The 19732-nt window shown below is 68.8% G+C and carries 16 protein-coding genes; 15 read left to right on the top strand and 1 reads right to left on the bottom strand.

Annotated features, from left to right (window positions below; genetic code table 11):
• Positions 1 to 85 precede the first annotated feature (85 nt).
• Positions 86 to 1942 (bottom strand): asparagine synthase (glutamine-hydrolyzing), encoded by a 1857-nt coding sequence (asnB, locus tag G3I60_RS25960; protein ID WP_164293536.1) that lies wholly within the window; start codon positions 1940 to 1942, stop codon positions 86 to 88.
• Positions 1943 to 2138: 196 nt separating this feature from the next.
• Here asnB and G3I60_RS25955 point away from each other — a divergent pair, with 196 nt between their 5' ends.
• The 15 genes from G3I60_RS25955 to G3I60_RS25885 all read left to right on the top strand — a co-directional run.
• Complete coding sequence (locus G3I60_RS25955) at positions 2139 to 3203, top strand: methyltransferase (protein ID WP_138356813.1); 1065 nt, start codon at positions 2139 to 2141, stop codon at positions 3201 to 3203.
• A gap of 118 nt (positions 3204 to 3321) precedes the next feature.
• Entirely contained in the window at positions 3322 to 4074 is a 753-nt protein-coding gene (locus tag G3I60_RS25950) for an SDR family NAD(P)-dependent oxidoreductase (protein WP_138356812.1), read from the top strand.
• A 1-nt stretch (position 4075) separates the two neighbouring features.
• Positions 4076 to 4738, top strand: coding sequence for a TenA family protein (locus tag G3I60_RS25945; RefSeq protein ID WP_164293537.1), 663 nt, complete (start codon positions 4076 to 4078; stop codon positions 4736 to 4738).
• A 214-nt stretch (positions 4739 to 4952) separates the two neighbouring features.
• The gene (locus G3I60_RS25940) at positions 4953 to 6431 is read left to right on the top strand and encodes a right-handed parallel beta-helix repeat-containing protein (RefSeq protein ID WP_164293538.1); all 1479 of its coding nucleotides are present in this window, start codon (positions 4953 to 4955) and stop codon (positions 6429 to 6431) included.
• Positions 6432 to 6520: 89 nt separating this feature from the next.
• A complete protein-coding gene (locus G3I60_RS25935; protein WP_138356809.1) occupies positions 6521 to 7378 on the top strand; it encodes an LLM class flavin-dependent oxidoreductase in 858 nt (285 codons plus the stop codon).
• Between the two features lie 59 nt (positions 7379 to 7437).
• On the top strand, positions 7438 to 8694 hold the full coding sequence (locus G3I60_RS25930; protein WP_164293539.1) for an NAD(P)/FAD-dependent oxidoreductase: 1257 nt from the start codon (positions 7438 to 7440) through the stop codon (positions 8692 to 8694).
• Entirely contained in the window at positions 8687 to 9934 is a 1248-nt protein-coding gene (locus tag G3I60_RS25925; RefSeq protein WP_244809611.1) for an FAD-dependent monooxygenase, read from the top strand. Before G3I60_RS25930 ends, G3I60_RS25925 begins: the two co-directional genes overlap by 8 nt.
• A 12-nt stretch (positions 9935 to 9946) precedes the next feature.
• Positions 9947 to 10792 carry an NAD(P)H-binding protein gene (locus G3I60_RS25920; protein WP_164293540.1) on the top strand — a complete coding sequence of 282 codons (846 nt, stop codon included), beginning with the start codon at positions 9947 to 9949 and terminating at the stop codon, positions 10790 to 10792.
• 204 nt (positions 10793 to 10996) lie between these two features.
• Positions 10997 to 11356: an antibiotic biosynthesis monooxygenase gene (locus G3I60_RS25915; protein ID WP_244809613.1), complete on the top strand. Its 360-nt coding sequence runs from the start codon at positions 10997 to 10999 to the stop codon at positions 11354 to 11356.
• Between the two features lie 17 nt (positions 11357 to 11373).
• Positions 11374 to 12240 (top strand): NAD(P)-dependent oxidoreductase, encoded by an 867-nt coding sequence (locus G3I60_RS25910; protein WP_164293541.1) that lies wholly within the window; start codon positions 11374 to 11376, stop codon positions 12238 to 12240.
• 123 nt (positions 12241 to 12363) lie between these two features.
• A complete protein-coding gene (gene metK, locus G3I60_RS25905) occupies positions 12364 to 13572 on the top strand; it encodes a methionine adenosyltransferase (RefSeq protein WP_138356804.1) in 1209 nt (402 codons plus the stop codon).
• Positions 13573 to 13597: 25 nt separating this feature from the next.
• The gene (locus G3I60_RS25900) at positions 13598 to 14581 is read left to right on the top strand and encodes a carbohydrate kinase family protein (RefSeq protein WP_138356803.1); all 984 of its coding nucleotides are present in this window, start codon (positions 13598 to 13600) and stop codon (positions 14579 to 14581) included.
• Positions 14578 to 18075 (top strand): methionine synthase, encoded by a 3498-nt coding sequence (gene metH, locus G3I60_RS25895; protein WP_164607785.1) that lies wholly within the window; start codon positions 14578 to 14580, stop codon positions 18073 to 18075. The genes G3I60_RS25900 and metH overlap by 4 nt, the downstream gene beginning before the upstream one ends.
• Positions 18072 to 18965 carry a methylenetetrahydrofolate reductase [NAD(P)H] gene (gene metF / locus G3I60_RS25890; RefSeq protein WP_138356801.1) on the top strand — a complete coding sequence of 298 codons (894 nt, stop codon included), beginning with the start codon at positions 18072 to 18074 and terminating at the stop codon, positions 18963 to 18965. The genes metH and metF overlap by 4 nt, the downstream gene beginning before the upstream one ends.
• The coding region (locus G3I60_RS25885; protein ID WP_164607783.1) for an adenosylhomocysteinase at positions 18943 to 19732 on the top strand (790 nt) is incomplete at its 3' end. The genes metF and G3I60_RS25885, both read left to right, overlap by 23 nt.

Below are 19732 nucleotides of genomic sequence, written 5' to 3'. Positions count from 1 at the left end.
GCCCATGGTGTAAAACGGCACCGGAGTGCCACTGGAGCGGGACTTGATCGGCGGCACGGCGGCACGACACGCGATCGGCTGTCCGTCAGACCACCAGTTCCACGTTGTAGTGCGACAGCCAGGAGTTGAACTGCAGCGCCGTCTCGATGTGCATCCGGCTCGGCCAGTCATTGGCGGCGCCCGGGTTGCGCAACGTGTGTTCCACCGCCTTGTTGTCCAGGTACGGCAGGATCGGTGAGTTCGGATCGCTGATCAGCGCGGTCAGTTCCTCGTGCAGCATCGCCGTGTAGGCGGGATCCTGGGTGACCGGCCACGGGCTCTTCTTGCGCTCCAGCACGGACGCCGGCAGCAGATCGCGCACGGCTGCCCGGAGGATGGCCTTCTCCCGGCCGTCGAAGGTCTTGAAGCTCCACGGAGTGTTGTACAGGTACTCGACGAGCCGGTGGTCGCAGTAGGGCACCCGCAGTTCGAGGCCGTGGGCCATGGAGAGCCGGTCGCTGCGGTCCAGCAGCATCGGCATCCACCGGGTGAGCGTGAGATAGCCGATCTCCCGCATCCGGTACTCCTCGGGGCTCTCGCCCTCCTGGTGCGGTGCCTCCGCGGCAGCCTCGTGGAAGGAGTCCGTGTAGTAGCGCCGCATGTCCAGCTTCTGCAGCAGCCCGTCGTCGAAGAGCCCCCGGCCCTGTCCCTTCATGGAGCTCGGCTGCAGCGCCTCATGCGCCACCCAGGGGAAGGCGTCGGCGCCCACGGTCTCCGGATTGAACATCCAGTTGTATCCGCCGAATATCTCGTCCGCGACCTCGCCGACCAGCGCCACCGTGGAGTGCGTCCTGATCTCGCGTGAAGTGAGGTAGTTCGAGGTGTCCATGTCGCCGAGCGTCGAGGGCGCGTCCTGCGCGAGCAGCGCCGCCAGACGGGTCTTCGGGTCCATCAGGTCGTGGCTGCTCAGCCGGATGTTGACGTGGTCGGAGGAGAGGTGCTCCGCGACCTCGATCGCGAAGGGCTCGTCCGGCGAGAAGCGGACGTCGTCCGCCTGGAACTTCTCGGCGTAGTCGTCGAATGTGGTCACGAAGGTGCGCAGCCGCGCGCCGTCCAGCTTCCAGCGCCACTGGGCGGCGATCGCGGTGAGCGAGCTGGAGTCCAGGCCGCCGGAGAGCGCGGTGCACAGCGGCACGTCGGCCACCAGCTCGCGCAGCACGATGTCCTCCAGCAGCGAGCGGACGTTGGTGATGGTCTCCTGCAGTGTGTCGGTGTGCGGCCGGGCCTCGAGCTCCCAGTAGGTACGGTCGACGACGCCCGCGCTGCCGATGGTCAGGGTGTGGCCGGGCAGCAGCTCGCGCATGTCGCGGAAGACCGCCTGCCCTGGCTTCTTGGCGACGGCGAACATCTCCCGCAGGCCGTCGGCGTCGACGACCGGGCGGATCAGCGGGTTGGCCAGCAGGGATTTCGGCTCGGAGCCGAACAGGACGCCTTCGGGCAGCCGGTGGTAGAAGAGCGGTTTGACGCCGAACCGGTCGCGGACCAGGAGCAGTTCCTCGCGGCGCAGGTCCCAGATGGCGAAGGCGAAGATCCCCTCCAGCCGCTTGGCGCAGTCCGGGCCCCACTCCAGGTAGGAGCGGAGCACCACCTCGGTGTCGCTGCGGGTGCGGAACTGGTGGCCGCGCCCCTGCAACTCGGTACGCAGCTGCTTGTAGTTGTAGACCTCACCGTTGTAGACGATGACGGCGACGGGGCGCCCGTCCTCCTCCACCGTGAGCGGCTGCACGCCGTCGGCCAGATCGATGATCGCGGTACGGGTGTGCCCGAGCGCGGCGTGCCTGCTGACCCACAGCCCCTGGTCGTCCACACCTCGCTTGGCGACCGCGTCGGTCATCGCTTGCAGCACCGACCGCTTCTGCGACAGGTCCTGCCCGAAGTCCACCCAGCCGGCGATGCCGCACATCTGTGTCTCCCTCAGTTGTGTTCTGAAAGCCGTCTGTCTTCCGAAAGTCGTCGGCAGCATGCGGGTGCCGGTTCGAAGGGACCTTGACGCCTGCTAGATCCCGCCGTTCCACCAGGCCTCCACCGTGGTTCAAGTGAGGTTCGAGGCGGAGCCCCGAACCTGTGCGGACGTTGATCCGGACGAGAGGTGGACGTCGATGACCGCGCAGGACAGCGCTTCCGGGGCCCAGGGCACAGCCGGATGGTTCGACGCGAGCCTCCCCCCACAGCAGCAGGTGCTCGGATTCCTCTACGCCAAGTGGGTCATCGGGGCGCTGCGGGCGCTGGTGGAGCTGAAAGTGCCCGACGCGCTGGCCGACGGACCGCGGACCGTCGCGCAGATCAGCGAGACGACGGGCACGGATGCCGACGCCCTCTACCGGGTGCTGCGTGCGGTCGCCGCGGCCGGCGTGTTGGAGGAGCGGACCGACGGCAGCTTCGTACTGACGCCCGTCTCGGCGGGTCTGGTTTCGGACGCCACCGACGGCATCCGGGACATGTTCCTGTTCGCCTCCGACCCCACCCTCTGGCGGCCGTACGAGAATGTGGCGCACAGCGTCCGCACCGGCGAAGCGGCCTTCAACAACGTCTTCGGGATGTCGTACTACGAGTACACCAAGGCCAATCCGGCCAGCGGCGCGGTGCTGGACCGGGCGATGAAGCAGAACCACTATCCCGGTACCGACCGGATCTTCGCCGAATTCGACTTCGGGCGCTTTCCCCGGATCGCGGATGTCGGCGGCGGCAGGGGCCAGTTCCTGGCCGAGGTGCTGCGCCGCCACGCCGGAGTCACCGGCGTACTGGCCGACCAGGCCCACACGGTCGCCGACGCCAAGGAGACCTTCGCGGACGACGGGCTGGCGGACCGGGTCGAGATCGTCCCGACCGACTTCTTCGTCGAGGTGCCCGCCGGCTGCGACGCATACTTCATCAAGCACACGCTGCACAACTGGGCCGACGACAAGGCCGAGCTGATCCTGCGCCGGATCAGGGAGGCCATCGGCGGCAACGGCGAGGCGCGGCTGCTCATCGTGGAGAACCTGCTGCGCGGTCCCGGCGAGTGGGACATCGGCAAGCTGATCGACGTCGAGTCCCTCGCCGTGCTGGGCGGCCGTGAGCGCAGTCGCGAGGAATGGAACCACCTCACCGCCGCAGCCGGTTTCGCGCCGGCCAACGAGCCGGTCCCGGGTGACATCGCCCTGCTGGAGTACCGGCCGGTCTAGGAGCGCGCGCCGGGAATCCGTGCCAGGCTCCAGTACGGGGAGCCCGTGGCGCCGGACCGGCAGGGGCGGCGGGCGGGACCGTACGGCGGAGTTGTGGTAACGGCCTCAGGAGTTCGAGATGGATCTGGGTTTGACGGACAAGCGGGTGCTGGTCACCGGCGCCACGCGGGGCATCGGCCGGGCCACTGCCCGAGTGTTCGCCGCGGAGGGCGCACGGGTCGCGGTCACCTACCACAGCAACGAGGTGGCGGCGAAGGAGCTCGTCCAGGAACTCGGCGGAGCGGACCGGGCCTGCGCGGTCCCCTACGACCTCGCGGTACCCGAGTCGATCGAGCAGGCTGTGCGCTCGATCGAGGACCGGTGGGGCGGCGTCGACGTGGTGGTGGCCAACGCCCAGACCTGGGAGTGGATCAACCCCCAGGAGATGCCCCAGTACCAGGACTTCCCGATGGACTTCTGGCTGTCCAAGTACCGGGAGAACGTCGAAGGCCATCTGTGGACGGTGCGTCAGGCCCTGGGCGGGATGCGGGAACGCGGCTGGGGCCGGGTCGTCCTGCTGTCCTCGGTCACCGCGACCCACGGAAACCCCGGTTCTGAGATCTACAGCGCGGCCAAGGCGGCCCTGCACGGATTTGTCCGCGGACTCATGTGGACCGGCGACGGCGTGCTGGCGAATGTGGTGGCGCCCGGCGGCACCCTGACCGAGAGCCTGGAGGCGGTGGACCCGGCGCTGCTGGAGGTCGCCGTACGGGAGACGCCCAGCGGCCGTCTGAGCACCGCGGACGATGTGGCCCGGCTCATCGTCTTCCTGTCGTCCGAGGCGAACGGCAATGTCAACGGGCAGGTCATCCATCCCGCCGGCGGGCGCTGAGATGCTGCGGGACGAGCTGTCGGCGATCGCGAAACCGGTGCTGGCCGCAGTGTTGGAGCATCCCTTCTGGGACGGTCTGCGCAAGGGCACGCTGCCTGCGGACTCGCTGTGGTACTTCGCGGAGCAGGACGCGCGCTATGCCGTGCCGGCCTATGCGCGGGCGCTGGCCCGCACGGCCGCGATCGCCGACCAGGACGCGCACAGCGCCCTGATGAGCGGAGCGGCGAGCGTCACCCTGGACGCGGTCGGCAGGATGGACGGCGAACTGGCCGCCCTGGCGACGGAGCTCGGCAGGACGGTGCGGACCGTGGCGGTGAGTCCCGCGACCCATGCACACACCTGCTTCATGCTGGCGGCCCCGGCGGTCTCGTTCGGCGCCGCGTTCGGCGGGCTGCTGCCCATGACCTGGTTCCACCAGGCCGTCTCGCGCGATCTGCGGGAACGGTGCGTGCCCGGGTCGCGGTACGAGGCGTGGATCGATCAGTACTGCCCGGAAAGCGGTTTCCACGACTACGTGGAAGCCTATCTGAGCATGATCGATGAATTCGGCGAGCAGTGCTCGCCCACCGACCGTGCCACGCTGGCCGAACACTTCCTGTTCGGCGCACGGCATGAACTGGCTTTCGCCGATTCTGCTTTCCGGCTGCAAGCCTGGAGCGTCTGACCTTCCGCCCGGTTCACGCAATTCTTGAGCAAGGGTTGACCACGCCGTCGCAGACTCGCCGAGACAACGATTTTCGGCCAAAGTTACCGCGAGGAGCAACGGCATGGTTATCACCTGGCGCTCGAACAGAGCGCGTCGCGGGGGTCAGGACAGAAGACCGGCCCGGAGAGTACTCGTTCTCGTTCTCGGCCTGATGGCCGGAATGACCCTCGGTGTGTCAAGCACCTCGGCCGCCGCCGATTCACAGGGCGGCCAGCGGTACTACCTCGACTGCGCGGCCGGGAACGACGCGGCGGCCGGTACGGCGCAGGGGTCGGCATGGCGGACTCTGGACCACGTCAACGCGCTGGTCTTCCACCCTGGTGATTCCATTCTGCTACGCAGCGGCACCACCTGCCAAGGCACCTTTTCGCCAAAGGGTTCCGGTACCGAGGACCGGCCGATCGTCGCCGGTTCCTACGGTTCGGGAGCGCGTCCGGCCATCGTCGCCGACGGCGCCCGCGCGGTGGTCTTCCTGCACAACGTGCAGTACTGGGAGCTCCGGAACCTCGACATCTCCGACCGGGCAGCCGGCAACGGTACCTCGCGCACCGGGATCTACGTGCTGCTGGAGGATTACGGCACCGGCCATCACTACGTGATCGACGGCGTGAACGTCCATCACGTGGTGGGCATCGACGCCACGGGACCGGCGAACGAGGACAGTGCGGGCATCCTGTTCAAGGCCACCGGATCCACCGTGGCCACCGGGTTCGACGGGATCCAGGTCACGGGAAACACCGTCTCCGGCGTCGACGGCTACGGAATAGCGACATCGTCCCAATGGTCGCTCCGCCCGCTGCTCACCTCCGGAACGAACACCTTCGTGCCGATCTCCCATGTGCGGATCGCCGGAAACCGGCTGTCCGATCTCGGCGGTGACGGGATCGTCGTACAGAACGGCATCGACCCGCTGGTCGAAGGCAATGTGATCGACGGATTCGGGAAGCGCGCCACGGCCTTCCACGCCGGAATCTGGTCGTGGAACTCCGACCGTCCGGTGATGCAGTACAACGACGTGTCGCACGGCTCCTCCTCTCCGCCTGCCTTCGCCTTCGACGTCGACATCGCGGCTGCCGGTGTTCTTTACCAGTACAACTACAGCCACGACAATGCCGGGTTCATGCTGCTGTGCACGAATCCGGGCGAGAAGAGCGCCGGGGCGACCATCCGCTACAACGTCAGCGAGAACGACCGGGGCGCACTGTTCGGTACCACCGAACTCCCGCTGGTCACCAATGGCTGCGGCAGCGTGCAGCCGGATGTCCGCTTCTACAACAATGTGATCCACACCAAGTACGCGAGTGGGCTGATCGGGAACTTCGGGGAGACGGCTGTCGCGTACAGCAACAACATCTTCTCCGGAAGGCCGGGCGGTTCGACGATCGGCGACCCGATGGCGTCCTTCGACCACAACCTGTACTTCAACGTCACCTCCGCACCGACGGTCGACGCACACGCCGTCGCCGCGGACCCGGCGTTCGTCCGGCCCGGCGCCGGCCCCCTGGGGTACCTGCTGAAGTGCGGATCGCCCGCCATCGGTGCGGGTGTCCTCATCGCCGGTGACACCGGACACGACTTCCTGGGATTCCCGGTGCCGCACGACGCGCCGCCGAACATCGGGCCGCACCAGTCACCCTGCGTCCACGTCTAGGACACGGCGCAGGGCCGTCAACCGCGGCTCGACCGGCTCCCCAGCCGTCACTCACACAATCACGGGACACGAGCTCGAGGAGGAACGCCATGGATATCGGGGTCTGCCTGCCGACCGCCGTGCACGGCGCCGACAGTAGTCAGTTGATCGAGTTCGCGCGCCGCGCCGACCGTCTCGGATTTCACAGCCTGACGGTGACGGACCGGGTCGTCTACGACAACTACGAGGGCATTGTGACGCTCGCCGCAGCAGCGGCGGTCACCGAGCGGATCAACCTGGTGACAGCGATTCTGCTGGCCGCCACCAGGCCCAGCCCGGTGGAGCTGGCCAAGCAGCTCGCCAGTCTGGACCGGCTCTCCGACGGGCGGCTCATACTCGGGCTCTCCGCGGGGATGCGCGAGGACGACTACGTGGCGACCGGAACCGACTACGCGACGCGTGGGCGCCGCCTGGACGCCATGATCGAAGAGATGCGCGAAGTCTGGCAGGGCAGGGGACCGGTTCCCGGTGTCGGTCCCCGCCCCACCAACGGTGACATCCCGTTCTGGGGTGGCGGCCACTCGCCGGGCGGCCTGCGCCGTTCCGCGAAGTACGGCATCGGCTGGATCTCACCCGGTGGACCACCGCACAAGTTCGGCGAACTGGTCGCGAACTTCGCGAAGTTGTGGGCCGAGGAGGGCCGCACCGGTACGCCGAGAATGGCCGCCAACTGCTATGTGTCGCTCGGTCCCGGCGGCAAGGAACTCGCCACCGAGCACATGCTCAGCTACTACGCCTACATGGGCAAGGTGGCGGAGCACCTCGCGGCGGGCGCGATCACTGAGGAAGACCGGCTGCGCCAAGTGGTGGACGCCTACGCGGCGAACGGCTGTGACGAGCTGCTGCTGCTGTCGGTCACGGCCGATCCCGATCACCTGGACCGGATAGCCGACGTGGTGCTGCGCTGACAACCAGCGCCTCCGCATCACACCCGCATCCGGCCCCGACCTCGTAACAGGAGTAGTTGATGGACACTGCCCGCGATTCGGGCCGGCCGCTTCGGATCATCATCATCGGTGGTGGCATCGGCGGACTGTGCCTCGCCCAGGGGCTGAAGCAGGTCGGTATTGAGGACGTCGCCGTCTATGAACGCGATCAGTCCGCCCGGGGCCGGATGCAGGGGTACCGGCTGAGGATCAGCCCCGACGGGGAGCAGGCGCTGCGAGAGGTCCTGCCTCCCCGGTTGCAGGAGCTCCTCAGCGCCACCTCGAACCAGCGCGGCGAGGAGGGCCTGGCGGCGTACGACGAGCACCTCGAACCGAAGTGGGCGCCCACGTTCAGCGATCCGCGCGGAGATTCACCGGACAAGGTGGACGCCGTGGACCGGGCGACGCTGCGCCGGATCCTGCTCGCCGGCCTGGACGACACAGTGCGCTTCGGCAAGCGGTTCACCCACTGCGAGCAGGTGGGCGGCCGCGTGGTGGCGCACTTCGACGACGGCGACTCGGACGTGGGCGATGTGCTGGTCGCCGCCGACGGGGTGAACTCCACGGTGCGCACCCAGTTGCGGCCGGCTGACCGCGCGCTCGACCTGGGCGTGCGGGGTGTCCTGTCGCGCACCCCGAGGGCCCAGGCCGTCGCTGCCGGGTTGCCGGATGCCTTCAAGGACCGCTTCGTCTATGTGATCGGTTCGGACGGATACCACCTCGGACTGATGCCCATGGTCTTCCGCGAGCAGCCGGACGACGCCTCGGCCCGGCTGTGGCCAGGACTGGAATTCGAGAAGACCGACGACTACTACATGTCGGTCTTCAGCGTGCACCAGGACTCCCTGGGGCTGTCCGACGACACGTTCTTCGCGATGAGCGGCGAGGAGCTCAAGCAGCTGGTGCTGGAACGGACCACCAACTGGCACCCGGACCTGCGGGCCGTGTTCGCCCACGCGGAACCCGAGGAGACCCACCCGGTCGCGCTGCGGGCGACGTCGCCGGTCGAGCCCTGGGAGCCCGGCAATGTGGTCCCGCTCGGGGACGCGGTGCACACCATGCCTCCCACCGGTGGGGTCGGTGCCAACACCGCGCTGCGCGACGGGGCCGCACTCACCCGGGCACTGACCCGGGTGAGCCGCGGTGAGCAGTCACTGACCGATGCCGTGACGGAGTACCAGACGGAGATGGTCAAGTACGCGACCGAGGCCGTCGACATGTCGTTGAAGATCGCCAAGTGGTCCATCCAGATTGATGTCGACGGGGGACAGACACCTTCGAGCGTGTCCAGTGTCTGATCGGAACGGTTCGGCCGGTGCCGGCCGCCATGCCGTGGTGGTGGGCGGCGGCATCGGCGGCCTGTCCGCGGCTGTCGGGCTGCACCGGCTCGGCTGGCGCGTCACCGTACTGGAGCGCGCCGATCGGATGCGTGAGTCGGGGGCGGGTATCTCGCTGCTGACGAACGCCCAGCGCGCGCTCGACCGGCTCGGGGTCGGCGATGCGGTACGCGCCCTCTCGGCGACCATGGATCCCGGCGGCGAGGGCCTGCGGGCGGCGTCCGGGCGGCGGCTGCAACGGCCGGCCGATCCGGCCTTCCTGCGCGAGCGCGGACTGTCGATCATCGTCCTGCCCCGGCCGGACCTGCACGGCACGCTGCGCGCAGCCCTGCCGGAGGCATCGCTGCACACCGGCGCCGACGTCACCGAGGTCACCGACGTGACCGACGGCGCCCGCGTCAGCTACCGGACCGAGGGCGGCGAGCGGACCGTGCACGGCGACATGGTGGTCGCCGCGGACGGCACGTTCAGCCGGATCAGGAGCGCCCGCTGGCCGCAGGTGCCACCGCCGGTCTACAGCGGCCACAGCGTCTGGCGGGGCATCGCCGAGGGGTGCGACGGCAGCGCCGAGCCCGGCGGCAGCACCTGGGGCCGCGGCCGGGAGTTCGGGCGGATGCCACTGGCCGCGGACCGCGTCTACTGGTTCGCCGTGGCCAATCTTCCCGAAGGTGTCCGATACCCCGACGAACACGCGCAGGTGCGAGAGCGGTTCGGCTCCTGGCATGACCCGATCCCCGCGCTGATCGCCGCCACGCCGCCCGACCGGGTGCTGCGCCACGACGTCTTCGAGCTGGCACAGCCGCTGCCCAGCTATGTCTCGGGCCGTGTGGTGATGCTCGGCGACGCCGCCCACGCCATGACCTCGGACCTCGGACAGGGTGCCTGCCAGGCGCTGGAGGACTCGGCCGTGCTCTGCTCCGTGCTGGCGGCCGAGGCCGACATCCCCCGCGCGCTCGCCGGCTACGACGAACTGCGGCGGCCGCGGTCACAGGCGATCGTCGAGGCCTCCCGCCGGATGGGAGAGCTGAAGCTGAACGAGCGGCGCCTGGAGCTACTGGTGCGCAACGTGAAGCTGAGAATCGCGCCACCGCGTGCCGGACAGAAAGGGGTGGCCGGTGTTGGCGACTGGCACCCCCCGGCGCTGCCGGAACCGGTCCCGGTTCCGGAACCTGCCGGGCCGGTTTCCACCCGGCGTCCTTGAGGAGGACGAACGATGATCCTGGTCTTCGGAGCCACCGGCAATGTCGGCAAAGAGGTGGTCAACGGGCTGGTCGAGCGCGGGAAGCAGGTCCGGGCCTTCAGCCGGAACCCGTCCCGGGCCGTCTTCGACAGCGAGGTGGAGGTCCACACGGGAGACCTCGACGACAGCCGGAGCATCCGGGCCGCGCTGGAGGGGGTGGACGCGGTGTTCATGCTCTCCGCGGGCCCCGACGCCCTGTCCTACGACCTCGCCGTGGCCGAAGAGGTACGGCGCGCGGGTACGGCGCGGGTGGTGCGGATGTCCTCGGTGGCCGCGCTGCCGCCGGTCGAGACTTCGTACGGCCGCGCGCACGCCGAGGCGGACCGCGCGTTCGCGGACTCGGGCGCGGCGTGCACGATGCTGCGCGGTGCGACCTTCATGACCAACGCGCTGCAGTGGCGGGCGTCGATCAGGTCCCACGACACCGTCTACGGGGTGTACGGGACGATCGCCCGCGCCCTGGTGCATCCGGCGGACGTCGCCGCGGTGGCCGCGACCGCCCTCGTCACCCCGGGCCACGAGGGCCGTAACTACACGGTCACCGGCCCGGAGGCGCTCACCACCGACGACGCGGTCCAGCGGATCGCCAAGCTGCTCGGGCGGCCTCTGAGCTACGTGGAGATGCCGGTGGAGAAGGCCCAGCAGGCCATGGTCGGCGCGGGTCTGTCCGCCGAGTTCACCGAAGGGCTGCTGGCCGTGCAGAGTGATCCTGATCCGGCGCGCGGTGGTATCCCGCTGCCGACCGTGGAGTCCGTCACCGGTCTTCCTCCCCGCACCTTCGACAGCTGGCTGAAGGACCATCAGGAGGATTACAGCTGAGCGGAGTTGACTTCACAGAAACGGCCCTCGGGCATGCACACCTCCGCGCGGCGGGGTGCGTGCCCGAGGGCCGTCCAGCGTCCTGACCGCCGGCCGTCACATCGCGACAGGGGTGCCCCTTGAGCCGGTCTCGATCGGGTCCTGCCAGCGTTCCGCCGACCACCGGAGGTGCTCCGGCGGCGTCCAAGAGACCGGCGGTGAGACGTGAACGGCAAAACGAGCAGTGGCGGCACCGATGCCCCGCCCTTCCGGGTGATTCTGCGGATGGAGATCCGCCCGGGGGCGGCGGTCAACTTCGAGCACGCGTGGCTGGAGGTCGCAAGGGTGATCGCCCTCGATCCCGCCAACCTCGGCCAGGTGCTGGTGCGCAGCGCCGAGGAGGAGTTCGTCTACTACGTCTTCACCGACTGGATCGACGAACCCAGTTTCCGGGCGTTCGAGCGCAGTGAGGCGCATGTCGAGCACCGTCGCCGACTGAAGCCCTTCCGGGTCGGGGGTCAGATGATCCTCAGCCAGATCGTGTACGACCTCGGCGGTCTGGGCGCCGCCGCAGCGACCGCCTGACCTCAGCGAGGAGTGACATGGACGCGAAGCAGCTCGCCTTCATCGGACTGGGAAACATGGGTGGCGGAATGGCGCACACCCTGCTCGACGCCGGTTACCCGCTCACGGTGTACAACCGCACGGCAAGCAAGGCCGAGCCGCTGGTCGCCGCAGGAGCCCGGGCCGCCGCCACCCCCGTCGAGGCGGCGACCGGCCATGGGGTGGTGATACTCAGCCTGAGCGACGAGCACGCCGTGGAGCAGATCCTGTTCGGCCTGCTCGCGCCGGTGCTGGAGCCCGGCACCGTGGTGATCGACACCTCCACCGTCTCGCCCCGCTACGCCAGGGAGTCCGCGGAGCGCCTCGCGCAGCTGGGCGTACGCCGGGTGGAGGCGTGCGTGGTGGGCAATCCCTTCCAGGCCCGCAAGGGTGAGCTTCGGGTGTTCGCCTCGGGCCGGGACGATGACATCGCCTACGTGCGGGACATCCTCGACACCATCGGCTCCGAAGTGGTGCCGGCCGGGGCACCCGGCATGGCCACCACCATCAAGCTCATCTTCAACCTGCTGCTCGGCGCCCAGGTAGCCGCACTCGCCGAGAGCGTCGCCTACGGGGTGAGCGCCGGACTCGACCGCGACATGCTCATCTCCTCCATCGTCGGCAGCGGGTTCAGCTCGGTCGTGATGCGCTTCCGGGCGAATCTGATGCTCAACGGAACCTACGAACCAGCCTTCTTCCGAGCCGAGTTGATGGAGAAGGACCTCCGGCTGGCCAACCAGGCCGCACAGGAGGCAGGTGTCACGCTGCCGGTCCTCGACATGGTCCGCGCCCGGTTCGCCGAGGTCATCGAGGCCGGGGACGGCGACAAGGACGCGTCGGTTCTCGTCGAGCACACCAAGGCGTGACCAGTCCGCGTTCGGCTCCTGAGAGCCGCCCCCCGACGCCGTAACCGCGTCAACCCCGTCTTGAGCGGCCTTGCAGGCACTGCACGCAACATGGCCTGAGGTTGCCGACCATCTGGAGGAACCGTGTCCCGCCGCCTGTTCACATCGGAGTCCGTGACCGAAGGTCACCCCGACAAGATCGCCGACCGGATCAGCGACACCATCCTGGACGCGCTGCTCCGGCAGGACCCGACATCCCGGGTCGCCGTGGAAACCCTGATCACCACCGGGCAGGTGCACATCGCCGGAGAGGTGACGACCAACGCCTACGCCGACATCGCCACCCTCGTCCGGGAAGCCGTGCTCGACATCGGCTACGACTCGTCCGCCAAGGGCTTCGACGGCGCCTCGTGCGGTGTCTCGGTCTCCATCGGAGCGCAGTCCCCGGACATCGCCCAGGGCGTTGACACCGCCTACGAATCCCGCATCGAGGGTGGCGAGGACGACCTCGACCGCCAGGGCGCCGGCGACCAGGGCCTGATGTTCGGCTATGCCTGCGACGACACCCCGGAACTGATGCCGCTCCCGATCGCCCTCGCCCACCGGCTGGCCCGACGGCTCACCGATGTGCGCAAGGACGGCACCATCGCCTATCTCCGGCCCGACGGCAAGACCCAGGTCACCGTCGAGTACGACGGCGACAAGGCGGCGCGGCTGGACACCCTGGTGGTCTCCTCCCAGCACGCCTCCGACATCGACCTTGACGGTCTGCTCGCACCCGACGTGCGCGAATACGTCGTGGAGCCGGAGCTCAGGGCACTTGCCGAGGCCGGCATCGGCCTGGACACCGACGGTTACCGGCTGCTGGTCAACCCGACCGGCCGGTTCGAGGTCGGCGGTCCGATGGGTGACGCGGGGCTGACCGGCCGGAAGATCATCGTCGACACCTACGGGGGTATGGCGCGGCACGGTGGTGGCGCGTTCTCCGGCAAGGACCCGTCCAAGGTGGACCGTTCCGCCGCCTACGCGATGCGCTGGGTCGCCAAGAACGTCGTCGCCGCCGGCCTGGCCCGCCGCTGCGAGGTACAGGTCGCCTACGCGATCGGCAAGGCCGCTCCGGTCGGGCTGTTCGTGGAGACCTTCGGAACCGAGACCGTACCGGTCGAGCAGATCCAGGAGGCCGTCGGAAGCGTCTTCGACCTGCGTCCCGCCGCGATCATCCGGGACCTCGACCTGCTGCGGCCGATCTACGCCCAGACCGCCGCCTACGGGCACTTCGGCCGGGAGCTGCCCGACTTCACCTGGGAGCGGACCGACCGCACCGAAAAGCTGGTCGCCGCAGTGCGGGGCTGACCTCAGCCAAAGGAGAGAAACAGTTGTGAAGATCGCCGTCACCGGATCCATTGCGACCGACCATCTGATGTTCTACCCCGGCCGCTTCACCGAGCAGTTGCTCGCCGACCGGCTCGACAAGGTATCTCTTTCCTTCCTCGCCGACGACCTGGAGGTCCGGCGGGGCGGGGTGGCGGCCAATATCGCCATCGGCCTGGGACGGCTGGGAATCCGGCCCCTGCTGGTCGGGGCGGCGGGCGTCGACTTCGCGGAGTACAGGCAGTGGCTCGAGGGCAACGACGTCGACACCGCCTCGGTACGGGTGAGCGAGACCCGGCACACCGCGCGCTTCGTCTGCACCACCGACGCGGACCAGAACCAGATCGCGACCTTCTACGCGGGTGCGATGTCCGAGGCCCGGGAGATCGCCCTCGCCCCGGTCGTGGAGCGGGCCGGTGGTCTCGATCTGGTCGTGGTCTCGCCCAACGACCCGGACGCGATGCTCCGGCACACCGCGGAGTGCCGTGAGTTGGGCATCTCGTTCGCCGCCGATCCCTCGCAGCAGCTCGCGCGTCTCGACGGACCATCGGCCCGGCAGTTGGTGACCGGTGCGACCTACCTGTTCACCAACGACTACGAGGCCTCGCTGCTCCAGGAGCGCACGGGATGGACCCACTCCCAGCTGCTCGACCAGGTCGGCACCTGGGTGACCACCCGCGGCGCCGACGGTGTGGACATCGCGCGGGCCGGCGAGCCGACCCTCTCCGTGTCCGCGGTGCCGGACGCCACGGTGGTGGATCCGACGGGAGTCGGTGACGCCTTCCGGTCGGGTTTCCTGGCAGGCGTCGCCTGGAAGTGGTCCGACATCCGTTCCGCCCAGCTCGGCTGCGCGCTGGCGTCAGTGGTGCTGGAATCCATCGGGACCCAGGAGTACGAGATCTCACCGGCCGAGCTCACCGCCCGTATCCAGATCGCCCACGGCGACGAGGCGGCCGATGCGATCGAGCCCCAACTGGTGGGCGTGTCATGAGCGCGGCCGCCCGGTCGGACGCGCTGCGTCGGGCATTCGCCACCCGGGTGGTGGTGGCCGACGGCGCGATGGGCACGATGCTGCAGGCCCAGGACCCCTCGATGGACGACTTCGAGAACCTGGAGGGGTGCAACGAGGTTCTGAACGTCACCCGGCCGGACATCGTCCGGTCGGTGCACGAGGAGTACTTCGCGGCGGGTGTCGACTGCGTCGAGACCAACACCTTCGGCGCCAACCTGGCGGCACTGGGGGAGTACGACATCCCCGAACGGATCCACGAACTGTCCCTGACGGGCGCCCGGTTGGCCCGTGAGGTGGCGGACGGCTTCGCCACGCCCGACCGGCCGCGCTGGGTGCTCGGCTCCGTCGGCCCCGGCACCAAGCTGCCCACGCTCGGCCACGCACCCTACGTGGCGCTGCGGGACGGCTACGAGGCGAATGTGGCCGGGCTCGCCGAGGGCGGCGCGGACGCGATCCTGGTGGAGACCACTCAGGACCTCCTGCAGACCAAGGCCGCCATCCTCGGCGCGCATCGCGCTCTGCGGAAACTCGGAAGCAACCTGCCCATCATCACGCATGTGACCGTCGAGACGACGGGCACGATGCTGCTGGGTTCCGAGATCGGTGCGGCGCTGACGGCGCTGGAGCCGCTCGGTATCGACATGATCGGGCTGAACTGCGCTACCGGGCCGGCCGAGATGGGCGAGCACCTGCGCTATCTGTCGCAGCATGCCCGTATCGCCGTCTCGTGCATGCCCAATGCCGGCCTGCCGGTGCTGGGCAAGGACGGCGCGCACTACCCGCTGTCGCCGGAGGACCTCGCTGACGCGCACGAGACCTTCGTGCGGGAGTACGGGCTGTCGTTGGTCGGCGGCTGCTGCGGCACCACCCCCGAGCACTTGCGGCGGGTCGTGGAGCGGGTGCGGGGCCTGGACCTGTCGCCGCGCAACCCGCGCCCCGAACCAGGTGCCGCGTCGCTCTACCAGACGGTGCCGTTCAAGCAGGACGCGTCGTATCTGGCGATCGGTGAGCGGACGAACGCCAACGGCTCGAAGAAGTTCCGTGAGGCCATGCTCGAAGGCCGTTGGGACGACTGCGTCGAGATGGCCCGCGACCAGATCCGCGAGGGCGCGCACCTGCTCGACCTGTGCGTGGACTACGTCGGCCGCGACGGCGCCCTCGACATGAGTGAGATCGCGGGCCGTTTCGCGACCGCGTCGACGTTGCCCATCGTGCTGGACTCCACCGAAGTTCCTGTACTGAAGGCCGGGTTGGAGAAGCTCGGTGGTCGCGCCGTCATCAACTCCGTCAACTACGAGGACGGTGACGGACCTGAGTCACGTTTCGCGCAAGTCACCGCACTGGCCTCGGAGCACGGTGCCGCGTTGATCGCGCTGACGATCGACGAGCAGGGCCAGGCCCGCACCCCCGAGCACAAGGTCGCCATCGCTGAGCGCCTCATCACGGATCTGACCACCAACTGGGGCATCCATGAGTCCGACATCCTGGTGGACTGCCTGACCTTCACGATCGCCACCGGCCAGGAGGAGTCCCGCAAGGACGGCATCGCCACCATCGAGGCGATCAGGGAGTTGAAGCGCCGCCACCCCCTGGTGCAGACGACCCTCGGCCTGTCGAACATCTCCTTCGGGCTCAACCCGGCCGCCCGCGTCGTACTGAACTCCGTGTTCCTCAACGAATGCGTTGCGGCAGGTCTGGACTCCGCGATCGTGCACGCCGCGAAGATCGTGCCGATCGCTCGTATCCCCGAGGAGCAGCGGGAGATCGCTCTTGATCTGGTCTATGACCGGCGCCGTGAGGGCTACGACCCGCTGCAGGCCTTCTTGGAGGCCTTCGAGGGCGTCGACATGAAGTCGGTGAAGGCCGGCCGCGCCGAGGAGCTCGCCGCCCTGCCACTGGACGAGCGGCTGCAGCGGCGGATCATCGACGGGGAGAAGAACGGCCTGGACCGGGACCTGGACGAGGCGCTCACGACCCGTCCCGCGCTGGCGATCGTCAACGACACCCTGCTGGAGGGCATGAAGGTCGTGGGCGAGCTGTTCGGGTCCGGTCAGATGCAGTTGCCGTTCGTGCTGCAGTCCGCGGAGGTCATGAAGACCGCGGTCGCCTACCTCGAACCGCACATGGAGAAGTCCGACGCCGACGGCAAGGGCACCATCGTGCTGGCCACCGTGCGCGGCGACGTCCATGACATCGGCAAGAACCTCGTCGACATCATCCTGTCCAACAACGGCTACAACGTCGTGAATTTGGGGATCAAGCAGCCGGTGGCGGCGATCCTGGACGCGGCGACCGAGCACAAGGCCGACGTGATCGGGATGTCGGGACTCCTCGTGAAGTCGACGGTGATCATGAAGGAGAACCTGCAGGAGCTCAACCAGCGCAAGATGGCCGCCGACTACCCCGTCATTCTGGGTGGCGCAGCATTGACCCGCGCCTATGTCGAGCAGGACCTGCACGAGATCTACGAGGGCGAGGTCCGCTACGCCCGCGACGCGTTCGAAGGCCTGCGGCTGATGGACGCGCTGATCGCCGTCAAGCGCGGTGTGCCGGGCGCGACGTTGCCGGAGCTTAAGCAGCGGCGGGTACCGGTACGTCCGGCCATCGTCATCGAGGAGCCGGACGAGGAACGCGGTTCGGTCCGGTCGAACGTGGTCACCGACAACCCGGTCCCCACCCCGCCGTTCTGGGGCAGCCGCATCATCAAGGGCACACCGCTCAAGGACTACGCGGCCTGGTTGGACGAGGCCGCGCTCTTCAAGGGCCAGTGGGGCCTGAAGTCGGCTCGCGGCAGCGGTCCTTCGTACGAGGAGCTGGTGGAAACCGAGGGCCGGCCGCGGCTGCGGATGTGGCTGGACCGCCTGCACACCGAGAACATGCTCGAAGCGGCCATCGTCTACGGCTACTTCCCCTGCGTGTCCAAGGGCGACGATCTGATCATCCTGGGCGAGGACGGCGGCGAACGGACCCGCTTCACCTTCCCCCGGCAGCGCCGCGGGCGCCGGCTGTGCCTGGCGGACTTCTTCCGCCCGGAGGACTCCGGCGAGACCGACGTCATCGAGATGCAGGTCGTCACCGTCGGCAACCGGGTCTCGGTGGCGGCGAACGAGATCTTCGCCGCGAACGCCTACCGCGACTACATGGAACTGCACGGGCTGTCCGTCCAGTTGACCGAAGCGCTTGCGGAGTACTGGCACGGACGCGTCAGGTCCGAGCTGGGGATCGCGGGCGCCGACCCGGACAACCTGGACGCGATGTTCCGCACCGAGTACCAGGGCTGCCGCTACTCCCTCGGCTACCCGGCCTGCCCCAACCTGGAGGACCGCGCCAAGATCATGGACCTGCTCCAGCCGGAACGCATCGGGGTCAACCTCTCCGAGGAGTTCCAGCTGCACCCCGAGCAGTCCACCGACGCGATCGTCATCCACCACCCGGAAGCCAGCTACTTCAACGCTCATGGAGGCCCCTCATGAGCACGCTGCGCGAGATCCTGGCCTCGGGAACCCGGTCCTTCTCCTTCGAGTTCTTCCCGCCGAAGACGGACGCGGGCGAGCGCTCGCTGTGGGAGAGCATCCGGCGGATCGAGGCCGTCGCCCCCACCTTCGTCTCGGTCACCTACGGCGCCGGCGGCTCGTCCCGCTCCCGCACCATCGCGGTCACCCAGCGGATCGCCGCCCAGACGAGTCTGCGCCCGGTGGCCCATCTCACGGCGGTCGGGCACTCGGTCGGTGAACTGCGGCGCATCATCGGGCAGTACGCCGACGCGGGCGTCCGGGACGTCCTGGTGCTGCGCGGTGATCCACCGGGCGATCCGCGCGGTGCGTGGGTGCCGCACCCGGACGGGCTGAACCACGCCCGGGAACTGGTCACGCTGGTCAAGGGGTCGGGGAACTTCAGCATCGGCGTCGCGGCCTTCCCCGAGCGCCACCCGCGTTCACCCGACTGGGAGACCGAGGTCCGGCACTTCGTCGCCAAGGCGCGGGCCGGGGCCGACTACGCCATCACCCAGATGTTCTTCCGGGCCGAGGACTACTTCAGGCTCCGGGACCGGGTGGCCGCCGCCGGATGCGATCTGCCGATCATCCCGGAGATCATGCCCGCCACCGACGTCCGGCAGATCCGCCGCTTCGCCGAACTGAGCAATGCGACGTTCCCGGACGATCTGGCAGCCCAGTTGGCGGCGGCCGAGCACGACCCGGACGTCGCCCACCGGATCGGGGTCGACCACGCGACCCGGTTGGCCCAGCGCCTGCTCGACGCCGGCGCTCCGGGGCTCCACTACATCACCCTCAATCGGTCCACGGCCGCCTTGGACATTCACCGAAACATTAGGAGTGCAGATGCCGTTCCTCACCGCCGCTGATTTCAAGGTCGCGGACATCTCCCAGGCCGCTTACGGCCGCAAGGAGATCACGCTGGCCGAGCACGAGATGCCCGGCCTGATGTCGATCCGTGCCGAGTACGCCGAGGCGCAGCCGCTGGCCGGCGCGCGGGTCACCGGCTCGCTGCACATGACGATCCAGACCGCCGTCCTCATCGAGACCCTGGTCGCGCTGGGTGCCGAGGTCCGCTGGGCGTCCTGCAACATCTTCTCCACCCAGGACCACGCGGCCGCCGCCATCGCGGTCGGCCCGAACGGCACCCCCGAGAACCCGCAGGGTGTGCCGGTCTTCGCCTGGAAGGGCGAGAGCCTGGAGGAGTACTGGTGGTGCACGGAGCAGGCGCTGACCTGGCCGAACACCCCCACCGGCGGCCCGAACATGATCCTGGACGACGGCGGCGACGCCACCCTCCTGATCCACAAGGGCGTCGAGTTCGAGAAGGCCGGCGAGGTCCCGGCCACCGCCGCCGACGACTCCGAGGAGTACGGCCACATCCTCCAGCTCCTCCGCCGCACCATCGGTGAGAACTCCCAGAAGTGGACGCAGCTGGCGTCGGAGATCCGCGGCGTCACCGAGGAGACCACCACCGGTGTTCACCGCCTGTACGAGATGATGCAGGAGGGCTCGCTGCTCTTCCCGGCCATCAACGTCAATGACGCGGTCACCAAGTCGAAGTTCGACAACAAGTACGGCTGCCGCCACTCCCTGATCGACGGCATCAACCGCGCCACCGACGTCCTCATCGGCG

The sequence above is a fragment of the Streptomyces sp. SID13666 genome (assembly GCF_010548325.1).
GTDB classification, from domain to species: Bacteria; Actinomycetota; Actinomycetes; order Streptomycetales; family Streptomycetaceae; genus Actinacidiphila; species Actinacidiphila fildesensis.
The sequence above is the reverse complement of the archived record's forward strand: the minus strand, read 5'-3'. Positions and strand labels throughout refer to the sequence as shown.